The following is a 10,970-nucleotide window of genomic DNA, read 5'->3' on the forward strand; positions in this document are numbered from 1 at the left end:
ATAAAATAAATCGTTCAAAAAACCAGCGTTAGTGCTGGTTTTTTTCTATATTTGAGAGTAGTGTTTCCATTTGGTAACACCTTTACTGTAACTTAATTTTTAAGTTCATAACCAAAGGCTATTCATCTTGTCGAGTTCAGAAGCGTTAATTGCCGGCCTTGACGTTGTTAACGATACGACATCAAGTCCTATATCGAGTGATTCGGTCACTACCTATCTGTCTGCTCATTTAGCTAAGTTAAATAATGTCGTTCCTTCCAGCCGCGGAGCTTTTTGTGTGGGCCGAGCAGGTTACTTAATTGACCAAGAGAGTGATGATTTATATATTCTCGGTGGAAATCATGAGTATTCGCGACTGGTCAAGACTAAAGCCGAAGATAACTTGCCCAAGAGAGTATTGCAGCTTGCTATGCATTGCTTTGAATCCCGGGGTCACTATTATTCAAAGCACAACAATCTGCTATATCTTTCACATTCCGGATTAGAAGCGGTTATATACTTTAAAAGTAGCGAACTGTTGAGTATTGATGAACAAAAAATTGCAGAAACCTTGGGTTGCCAAATAAGTATCGGTTTAGAGAATGCCAATTTATTTCGCAAACTGAAACAATCATCCTTTAATGACTGGTTGACCAAACTGCCAAATCGAAACGAATTCATTAATCTGATCAGTGTTGGTAAAGCGCAAACTCAGGGCCCACAGAACATAGCGTTAGTAGACCTAAGTCACTTCAGCGATGTAAACGATGGTCTCGGGCAAGATATCGGTAATGCACTTTTGGTCGCTGTATCAAAACGGCTAACCAACTCTTTTGGCAGCGACGTTAAAATTGGTCGAGTAACCGGTGATGTATTTGGCTTAATTGGAGACGCCAATTTTGTCGAACCATATATTATCAATGATCTTTTTCGAACCGCGTTCTCGGTCGGTTCACATTCTTTGCAAGTCAATGTGCATATCGGTTTGTATAAGGTCGGACCGAGTGTTGATGCAATTTACCAACTTCGATGTGCCAATATCGCGCTCAATGTCGCCAAAAAAGCAAAGTCCGGGAACTACGCATTTTATATACCTTCAATGGATGGTGAAACACAAAGTAGGTTGAAAATTATTCGTAATTTACAACAAGACTTTAAGCGCGAAAAATTACAAGTTTGGTATCAACCTCAAATAAACCTAGTCACCAGAGAAATCATTGGTGTTGAAGCTTTACTTCGTTGGCAAGATGACAAAGGCGCTTTTATTTCACCCGAGGTGTTTGTGCCTCTCGCAGAATATTCTGGTTTGATTGTCGATATTGGTAAGTGGGTGTTAGCTGAATCGGTACGCCGTCTAAAAATGCTTTGCTTATTAGGCTATGAAAACTTCCGAATGGCGGTTAACGTATCGGTACTACAGTTTAGGGATTCTGAATTTGTTGACTACGTAAAATATATATTAGATATACATGGTGTCCCGCCAAGCTTATTAGAACTTGAGATTACTGAGTCCGTGGTAATGGACGAGCCAGAAATTGTTATCCAGTCACTACAGTCTCTCAAGGACTTCGGGGTTTCAATTGCTATTGATGATTTTGGAACAGGCTTCTCTTCTTTATCCTATATCCAAAAGATGCCGCTTGATCGCCTGAAAATAGATCGCTCCTTTGTCAATGATCTCGATAACGGGAAGAATGCGTTCATTGCCCAGGCTATTGTAAATTTAGGACTTCAGTTAGGCTTAACGACTATTGCTGAAGGGGTCGAGCACGAAGAACAAGCTGAGCAGATGCTTGCCCTGGGGACTGATGAAGCACAAGGTTACTTGTTCGGAAAGCCAATGCCCTATACTGAACTTAGAAAATTTGTGTTGGCGCAAAATAGCGACAAAGTTGTGCAAGAAGATACCTAGTCAACAAACTATTATCATATTTAATCTTACTTAATAGGCTTCGCTTGCCTCTTTGATGCCCGAATTTGATGATTTGTTTTGCTTTATGACAGTAATTGTCATGTTATTTTCTTATCATTGTAATATAACTGTAATATTCGTGTGATTTCACTTGATTTCGAGGTTATGTTTGTCTATACTTTAATCACTGTTAATTCACCGAGAACTGATATGAAATATTTAAAGACAATCATGTTGATGACAGTTTCAGCAATCGCGATGTCTGCGAATGCTAATGCCGGTGAAGCTAAGTTGTTCAATTGTATGGATAAAACTACGCTGACTATGAATAGTGAGTGTATGAGTAAACAGATAGCGTCTAATTTAGTCTTCAAACGTGCTGAAGAAGCTGTAATTCAAAAAGCGAGCGACGTAAGTGATAAAGCAATTGCTACTATGACTTTCGATCCTAAAACGATGACAATCGAAGTCGTTGCGCACAGAGATGCATTGTTAGCTAAAAACTAATACTGAGTCGAATTGATAAAAACCTCCTTTTTGGGAGGTTTTTTTGCTTCTGGCACAGAATTTTATCGTTTTACCTTATGCATGACCCCGATTACATGGTATTTTATCTACCGTCAATTGAGATGGTAGAGAAGCATATCCGTACCCACACCTTAATTGACAAAACACATCAACTAATTGAAAAGCGAAGGGTTTCGCTTTTAAGAATGGATATAAATAAGGAACATCTATGAAAAAACTACTGGTAGTATTATTGCTAGTTGCTGTCGGTGTTGGTGCATACCAATTCCTAGGCGGTAGCAAAGATATGGAGCGTTTGGATTACGTTCCAGCTGACACTGTGCTGCTATCTGCACAAATGAAACCGCTAAATATGACTGCTTACCTAGCATCTATGGGCATGCAGCCTGGTCAGTACGATCAGTTTGGTCAGGTATTCGACGAAATGATGCAAGATGAGAATGATCCTGCATCAAAGTTTGGACTGGCAATCTTTAATGGCTTTTTTGAAGCTGTTGCAGCGCCAGAAACATTTGTTTCTACTACGGGAATGAAAGATGCGCAGCGCTCTCTTGTCTATTTCGTAGGTGTATCACCAGTCATGCACTTTGAGTTAGATAGTGAAGAGCAATTTCTTTCATTTTTCAGTGATGCTCAAGTCTCTTCTGGCATCACTTATGCTGATAAAACAATTGAAGGCGTCGCTTATACCAGTTATTTGCTAGATGAAGAACTCGGTCTTGAATTATTAGTCAGAGCAGCAGATGGTTGGGGAGTAATGACTTTCCATGCAGCTGAATTTGATGACGAGCATTTAAAGCTTTCACTTGCAGTTACTAAGCCAAAAAATCCTATCACAGGTAGCGATATTTACAGCAAAATGTTCGACGAATACAAGATGAGTAAAGACGGTATTGGCTTCATTAGCACACAAGAAATTGGCAAAATGTTGACTACAGTTGATGGAAACTCAATTGCCAAAGACATTGGTGTGTTAGGCGATGGCGAGATTGCGAGAGAGTTTGAGATGCTTAGAACGCCTGAGTGCAAAGCAGATGTTGATATGCTGACAGCGATGTGGCCAGGCATGTTTATCGACACTACTATCAACCAAAGTTCAGGTAAATCGCTAAATATCGACGGCAGAGTATTAATTCCTACAAGCAGTAAAGTCGCTAAAGATGGCTTGAAAGCACTTAGAGGCTTCTTACCGAACTATGCTACCGACAATAAAAGCATGCTTTCGCTTGCGCTTGGCTTAGATGTGTCAGCCTTGAGTAGCAGTGTTAGTAGCATGTGGTCTGCTGCGTCTAACATGAGCTTGTCTTGCGAGCCATTATTGGCACTTCAAGCTGAAATGCAACAAAACAACCCTACAGGCGCATTTGCGATGGCAGGTGTAGCCAACGGATTCTATGGTGTTGCCGCAGCAATCAACGAATTTGAGTTTGATATGAGTGGAGAGGGTGCTACCTCTTTAGATGCGGTTGTTTCTGTATCTGCTGAAAACATACAAACTCTTTACGCTAGTTTACAAACATTCGTTCCGTTCCTTGCACAACAGCCTCTTCCAGCCGAAGGTGAAGTGTTAAATATGGCAGACGTAGTACCAATGCTAAGTCAGTTTGGTGTCGAAGTTTTTGCCAAAGCAAGCGATGAACATCTTGTATTATATTCTGGCGAAGCAGGCACAGTTCAAGCGGAAAGTGTTCTTTCAGAAGGTTTAACGCAAAACGGAATGAATGCTGTGAAGATTGATTACGGTAAATTCTTCGAACAGATGCTTCCTATCATGCAAATGAGCGGCCAGCCCATTCCACCAGAATTGGAAGGCATGTTAGATACTAAAATGGTAGTGTCCATGTCTACTGATGTTGACGATACCGGTATTGTATTTACGACCACCATGCAAATGGACTAAGGTCGAATTAAAAGCATAAAAAACCTCCATTTGGAGGTTTTTTTTTAGCTAAATAAATTTAGAAAACTCTATTTAGTCCATTTAATGCTGCAACACGATAAGCTTCAGCCATGGTTGGGTAATTGAAGGTAGTATTCACGAAATATTCAATCGTATTTCCAGCGCCCTCTTGTTGCATGATAGCTTGCCCGATATGGACAATTTCACTCGCTCTTTCACCAAAGCAATGTATACCCAGTAGCTCTTTGGTTTCGCGGTGGAAGAGTAGTTTCAAGCTTCCAACTACCGTATCGGCGATTTGTGCTCTGGCTAGGTGTTTAAATTGAGCTCTTCCCACTTCATATGGGATGCGCAACTCAGTCAGTTGTTGTTCGGTTTTACCTACAGAACTGATCTCTGGAAGTGTGTATATTCCTGTTGGAATATCTTCGACAAGCGCCTTGTGGCATTCACCTGAAAGCATTGCTTCAGCAGCAAAACGCCCTTGATTGTAAGCAGCTGATGCTAAGCTAGGATAGCCAACGACGTCTCCAACAGCATAAATGTTTTCAACTTCGGTTTGGTAGTTACTATTTACTTTCACTTGCCCGCGGCTATCTGCTTTCAAGCCAACGTTTTTGAGTGCCAGTTCGGCAGTGTTTCCCGAACGACCATTAGCAAATAGCAAACAGTCAGCCTTCATACGCTTACCAGATTTTAAGTTAAGCACAACGTAATCATCGTGGGTTTCTACTGATTCGTATTCTTCATTGTGACGGATCACAACGCCGTTATTCCAAAGGTGATAGCTTAGCGCGTCTGATATTTCTGTATCAAGGAATGAAAGTAAGCGGTCACGCATATTAACCAAATCCACTTTAACGCCCATACCTCGAAAGATTGAAGCATATTCGCTACCAATAACACCGGCACCATAAACGATGATTGTTTTGGGGTGGTGCTTCAGCGATAGCAATGTGTCACTGTTGTAGACTCTTGGGTGCTTAAAGTCGATGTCTTTTGGTGTATAGGGACTAGAACCTACGGCCAGGACAAACTGTTTTGCAGTAATCGTCTCAACTGATCCGTCATTACGACTGACACTCAAGGTATTTTTATCAATAAAGCTCGCTTCTCCCGTAATAACAGGCACGCTGTTTCGCTCGTAAAAAGATGAGCGTAGACGAGATTGCTTTCGGATCACACCGCTTGCATGCTGCATAATGTCTGCGAACGTTAGGCTACGTGTTGAGTTATTATCGTTAAAAAGCGGGTTTTGATTGTATTCAACCAAACGACTGACAGAGTGACGCAAAGCCTTCGATGGAATCGTGCCCCAATGCGTACAACCACCACCTACCGATTCATATCGCTCAATTGCGGCGACGCGTTTGCCTGCCTTTGAAAGCTGCATAGAAACACCTTCACCCGCAGGGCCTGTGCCGATAACGACGGCATCAAAATCGAAGGCATTACTGTTCTTTTTTCTGTGTGGCATGTATACATTTCCAGTCTTGTTTTCAGTAGTTTATCAATATTTTAGAAATAAAAAAGGATGCCGAAGCATCCTTTCTTATTAATTTGTAGCTTTAAGCTGTCCGAAGCTCAAAGTAGAAAGCATATATGGATCGCCATTTTTGCTTTTGCACATCTAAGGTTTTCTTTAACTCTTTACACTTAAAGTCGAGCTCAAAACTCTCGTAAGACTTTTGAATATCTTTCTTCTTCAAGTTCATTAAACGCTTTTTAGTCGCGTAGAACTCAGACATTTTATGCATCAAGACTTCATACTCATGCTGCATCTTAGCTAAAATCTCTTCCGCGTCTGGTAAGGTTATCGCCTTATCTTGCGCATATTTTAGCTGCATTTCTAATTTCGCCTTTTCAATGCGCTCTTCCGGTGTTTTCCTTAAATTTTTGGTAAGACCAACATAAGATAGGGCTTTTATCATCCATTTAGTCGGATCGAACTGCCACCACTTGACGCCATTTCTATAATCATATTCGAAGATATGATGATAGTTATGATACCCCTCACCAAATGTGAAAAATGCAAGAATACCATTGTCACGAGCTGTGTTCTTATCTGTGAATGGGCGCGAACCCCAAATGTGAGCAAGTGAATTGATAAAGAATGTAACATGGTGCACGAGTACGATACGCGTCACGCCAGCAAGCAGAAGCATACTAAGGACATCGCCGTTTAACCAACCGACCAAACCAGTGATGCCAAAATTTGAGACCAACACGATCGGCAAATAGTACTTATGCTGCCACATCACTATTTTGTCTTTTTGCAGGTCGCGGCAATTGCTGTAGTCAGCGAAGCGAGTTGCTTTATGCTCTCTTAGCATCCAGCCCATATGACTATACCAAAAACCCTTCTTAGCAGAGTAAGGGTCTTGATCGTTAACGTCAACGTGACGGTGGTGCACACGATGGTCTGACGACCAATGCAAAATACTGTTCTGCACCGTCATTGCGCCACCAACGGCTAAAATAAACCGTACAACCGGATGCGCATCATATGCCTTATGTGACCAAAGACGATGGTAACCAGCAGTAATAGACATGCCAGTAAAGTAGAACAAGAAGATAGTAAAACCTATTTCGACAGCGTCGAATCCATAGGTGAATGCCCAAATTGGTGTCCCTACCAAGGCTAATAATGTAAGAACACTAAATACCAATACGTTGGTAATTATGATGGGTGGTTTTTTCAAATGATGACCTAAAATTTCAGCTTACAACTGTACGCTAATTTAACTTTTGTTGCCGTATTTGGCAAGAAATAAAGTTCTTAATATCTCAGTTTTTGTTGTATTCTTTCACACTATGAATAGACAAGAACAAAAACTGCAAACTCGACAACGTATTGTGGACGCTGCTTTTAGCTTACTCGATGAGGATAAAAGCCTTTCCGCAATGAGTCTACGAGAAGTTGCTCGTCAAGCGGGTATTGCGCCTACCTCTTTTTATCGACACTTTTCAGATATCAATGAATTAGGGTTAACTTTGGTTGATGAAGCTGGCTTGGCCTTGCGTCAGTTAATGCGACAAGCTCGTCAAAGGATTGAGGCTGGCGGCGGTGTTATCGATATTTCGGTAGATACATTTATGGAATTTATTTCGGCTAACAAAAATGTATTTAGACTATTGTTGCGTGAACATACCGGCACATCAGCAGCGTTTCGGGCTGCGGTTGCCCGTGAAATCCAACACTTTATTGAGGAGTTAGGTGATTACGTCGTGTTGCAGTTAAAGCTTCCAAGAAATATTGCAACTATGCAAGCTGAAGCGATGGTGAAATTGGTATTTAGTGCAGGTGCGGAAGCCTTAGATTCTGATGGACCGGCGCGCTCAGGAATAGCACAAAGAGTGAAGCTTCAACTGCGCTTTATTCAATTTGGCGCAGTTGAATATTCGACTCGAAACGTTGGTTAGCGTTTTCGCAAGTAAACACCGCTTTCGATGTGCTCAGTAAACGGGAACTGATCGAAAATGGCGCCGCGACTGACGTCATGTGTCTTATTAAGCTTCTCTAAATTCTCCGCAAGTGTAGTCGGGTTGCAAGAAATATAGATGATGTTGTCATACTCTTGAATCAAAGCAATAGTCGCATCATCGAGCCCTGCGCGAGGCGGGTCAACTAAAACAGTGCTAAAGTTATAGTCACTCAAACTAATATCTTTCAGCCTATTAAACTCCCTTGTTCCGCGACTTGCCTCAACAAACTCTTCGCTTGAAAGTCTGACGATACGCAAATTATCAACAGCATTTCTTTCGATATTAAATTGGGCCGCGTTGACTGATGTTTTTGATATTTCTGTGGCCAACACTTTGTCAAAGTGCTTCGCCAAAGGTACAGAAAAGTTGCCTGCTCCACAGTATAATTCAAGCAAGTCACCCGGCAGGTCTTTAATTTGTTCAACAGACCACTCTATCATTTTGCAATTCACCAGTGCATTGGGTTGAGTGAAGCTATTTTCGATTTGTTTAAATTCAAAAGCTTCACCATTAATATGAAGTCTTTCAATGACAAAATCTTGGTCAACTTCAACCTTTTGCTTTCTTGAACGCCCAATAAATTGAATGTTTAGTTCAGAGCTTAAAGCTTGCTTCAGGCTAGTGATCTCATTAACCCACTCTTCATCAAGAGGTTTGTGATAGACAAGGGTAACCAGTATTTCATCGGTTAAGGTGCTCAAATAATCTATCTGAAAAAGCTTTTTACGCAGCGGTTCATTCCCAATTAGGGCTTCTGAAACTGCTTTCATCGCTTTGTTTATTACTCGGCTAGCTGCTGACAATTGGTCAACGCGATATTGCTCTTTTGTCTCTTTGTTAAACATGATGTGATAAGTGTCAGCGCCATCGTGCCAGATTCGAAATTCTGCGCGCATCCTAAAATGCTCAGGTTCAGAGTCGAATACGTCTATTTCATCTTGATAAAAAGGCTGCAGAAGAGTGCGAACCTTTTGTTCTTTATTATCTAGTTGAGCCTTGTATTTACTCGTTAAATCTACTGACATGATGAACCTAAAAAACGTTTGAATTTCGCGAATTGTAAAGTTTTTTCAGAATTTACCAAGTTAAAGCTAAAGGTTTTATTTTTATGTGTCGATACAGATGTTGAGGATAGTGAGGTATCTGTCATGAATTTTAGTGAAATAAAGAGTTTTCCAACAGAGCAGCCAAAACAGGTAAGGCCTGAGGTTGCCCTGAATAAACAGCTTCAACAAGATGGTTTGAAACAAGCTAAAGAGTTACAACAATCTTTTGCTCAAAATAACGAAGCTATTTCTGATAATCGAAAGGTTGCTGCGCGAGTTTTAAGCGGGGCGATCAATAGCACCTTGTCTGTCAATGGACAGTCAGCCGACATAAGCCCAAAATCAACAGAAGATGAAAAAGAGAATCAAAAGCCTCTTTTTGATTTTGAAAAGGTGGCGAAAAACGTTCTATCTTTCGTTGGGGGCGTCATTAATAAAGCCGCTTCGAACGGTGACTCGGACGATAAGTTAACAGCTTTGTTTGAGCAGGCTAGAACAGGCGTAACGATGGGGATTGAGTTAGCCGAGAAAGAACTGGGTGATACATTGAATGATGAAATTGCCCAAGGCATTGCGGCAAGTAAATCGTCCATATTTGACGGCATAGGCAAACTCGAAGACAAAGTTTTCGGTAAATCACCTGAGATAAACGCTAGCTCCCTAGATTTTGAAAGTTCGACGAAAGCGGAAAAGAGTGAGTTTTACGTCCGAACTCGCGATGGTGATGAAGTAAAAGTGAGTTTTGGATTAAAAGAACAATACAGCTCAGCGAGCTTGGTCAGTGATCAAGGCAATTTTGCGAGTTCAACCGTTTTTGAGCAGTCAGCAAACTTTTCTTTAGCGATTAGTGGTGATTTGGATGACAACGAATTAAAAGCAATTGGTGACCTTGTTGCACAAGCGGATGATATTGCGAACACTTTTTATAGGGGCGATATTGAAGAGGCTTTTAAACAGTCTTTAGAGATCGGCTATGATACAAAAGAGTTGGCTAGTTTTGCTTTTCAATTAACGAAAGCTGAAAGTTATCAGAAAATGCAGAAATACGACGAAGTGAAGAATTATTCTGAGACCGCTGCTGACCTAAAAGCACCAAAGGCGGTAGCGCAATATTTGAATAAAGTACTTGATGGGTTAAATACGGCAAATGAGCAGCTAGAAAATGAAGGTGACTTTAAAGCCGTTATTAATAGTTTGGTTAATGAACTGAAAGATGTGCAGGTGCCGGATATTTTGACAGCGATAAATCGTTTTCACAGTTTCAATGCGAAGCTGTTGGAAGGAATCGAACCACAAACTACATACTAATCTGATAGATACAAAAAAGCCCATCCAAAACTGTTGAAGGTTTACATTATTATGTAACGTAAACAATCTAAGTTTAAGGTGGGCTTTTCGCGTTTCCTTAGTAATAGAACTTAGGCTACCTTATCCTTAGCTGGCCTAACCTTAATCGTTCTTTCCTGGAAGTCAGAATCGTTAAGTTTCTTTATCATGCTTTCGGCTGCGTCAACACCTACCTCTACAAAACCGAAACCCTTGCGTTTACCAGTGCGCTTATCCTTCATTAAACGAACTGATTTAACGTAACCAAAGTTCTCAAAATGTTCCTTTACAACTTGTTCATTAGCACGGTAAGGAAGATTACCCACATATAATGTGGCTATGTCATCTTCTCCTTCTGTGCTAGCGCTTTCATTTGTTTCCGAAACAGTTGAACTAGTTTTAGTCAGTGAACTCAATATAATAATCAAAAGGCCGTTTGCGACCACCCCGACCGAAAATAAAGATTTTTGTAATGTAGTTGCATCTTGGTCCAATACCGACGATGAAGTAAAAAAACCAATCACAGCTAATATGATTGTTGCCACGAGTACGAGTGGCAGTTTTATGGATACCATAACCTTCCCTTATCTTTTTTTGTTAATGTTATGTAAAAGGCCCCTACAATATGACGGTTTTGCGCGAGTTTTACTAGTTTTCCATGCGTAAAATAGGCGATTTATTTCAAATTGGATAATAAATGGTCACTTTGTGCAAAATAAGTGCGAACGAGTCAGGTTTTTCAAAAAACTTCTCTCTTTTTGAAAAAAGCACTTGAACTAAATTCATTTATCTC

General features: G+C 40.7%; 9 protein-coding genes. 5 read left to right on the top strand and 4 right to left on the bottom strand.

Translation table 11 applies throughout. The features are described from left to right. Positions 1-127: 127 nt before the first annotated feature. The 3 genes from RM544_RS16885 to RM544_RS16895 all read left to right on the top strand — a co-directional run bounded on the left by RM544_RS16885 (position 128) and on the right by RM544_RS16895 (position 4,319). The gene (locus RM544_RS16885) at positions 128-1,891 is read left to right on the top strand and encodes a bifunctional diguanylate cyclase/phosphodiesterase (protein WP_311362998.1); all 1,764 of its coding nucleotides are present in this window, start codon (positions 128-130) and stop codon (positions 1,889-1,891) included. A gap of 210 nt (positions 1,892-2,101) precedes the next feature. After that, positions 2,102-2,398: a pyridine nucleotide transhydrogenase gene (locus RM544_RS16890; RefSeq protein ID WP_311362999.1), complete on the top strand. Its 297-nt coding sequence runs from the start codon at positions 2,102-2,104 to the stop codon at positions 2,396-2,398. A 229-nt stretch (positions 2,399-2,627) separates the two neighbouring features. Continuing rightward, a complete protein-coding gene (locus tag RM544_RS16895) occupies positions 2,628-4,319 on the top strand; it encodes a hypothetical protein (RefSeq protein ID WP_311363000.1) in 1,692 nt (563 codons plus the stop codon). 58 nt (positions 4,320-4,377) lie between these two features. Here the strand turns inward: RM544_RS16895 and sthA are convergent, their stop codons facing one another. Both sthA and RM544_RS16905 read right to left on the bottom strand, forming a co-directional pair. Beyond that, positions 4,378-5,796 (bottom strand): Si-specific NAD(P)(+) transhydrogenase, encoded by a 1,419-nt coding sequence (gene sthA / locus RM544_RS16900; RefSeq protein ID WP_311363001.1) that lies wholly within the window; start codon positions 5,794-5,796, stop codon positions 4,378-4,380. 91 nt (positions 5,797-5,887) lie between these two features. Beyond that, positions 5,888-7,021 carry an acyl-CoA desaturase gene (locus RM544_RS16905; RefSeq protein WP_311363002.1) on the bottom strand — a complete coding sequence of 378 codons (1,134 nt, stop codon included), beginning with the start codon at positions 7,019-7,021 and terminating at the stop codon, positions 5,888-5,890. 112 nt (positions 7,022-7,133) lie between these two features. Here RM544_RS16905 and fabR point away from each other — a divergent pair, with 112 nt between their 5' ends. Further along, positions 7,134-7,742, top strand: a complete 609-nt coding sequence (gene fabR, locus RM544_RS16910) for an HTH-type transcriptional repressor FabR (RefSeq protein WP_311363003.1) — start codon at positions 7,134-7,136, stop codon at positions 7,740-7,742. Here the strand turns inward: fabR and trmA are convergent. Then, complete coding sequence (gene trmA / locus RM544_RS16915) at positions 7,739-8,830, bottom strand: tRNA (uridine(54)-C5)-methyltransferase TrmA (protein ID WP_311363004.1); 1,092 nt, start codon at positions 8,828-8,830, stop codon at positions 7,739-7,741. The genes fabR and trmA overlap by 4 nt on opposite strands. A gap of 123 nt (positions 8,831-8,953) precedes the next feature. Here trmA and RM544_RS16920 point away from each other — a divergent pair, with 123 nt between their 5' ends. After that, a complete protein-coding gene (locus RM544_RS16920; protein ID WP_311363005.1) occupies positions 8,954-10,159 on the top strand; it encodes a DUF5610 domain-containing protein in 1,206 nt (401 codons plus the stop codon). Between the two features lie 110 nt (positions 10,160-10,269). Here RM544_RS16920 and RM544_RS16925 read toward each other — a convergent pair whose 3' ends face one another. Continuing rightward, positions 10,270-10,752 (bottom strand): RNA recognition motif domain-containing protein, encoded by a 483-nt coding sequence (locus RM544_RS16925; protein WP_311363006.1) that lies wholly within the window; start codon positions 10,750-10,752, stop codon positions 10,270-10,272. Positions 10,753-10,970: the final 218 nt, after the last annotated feature.

It is taken from the genome of Brumicola blandensis, assembly GCF_031846165.1.
GTDB classification, from domain to species: Bacteria; Pseudomonadota; Gammaproteobacteria; order Enterobacterales; family Alteromonadaceae; genus Glaciecola; species Glaciecola blandensis.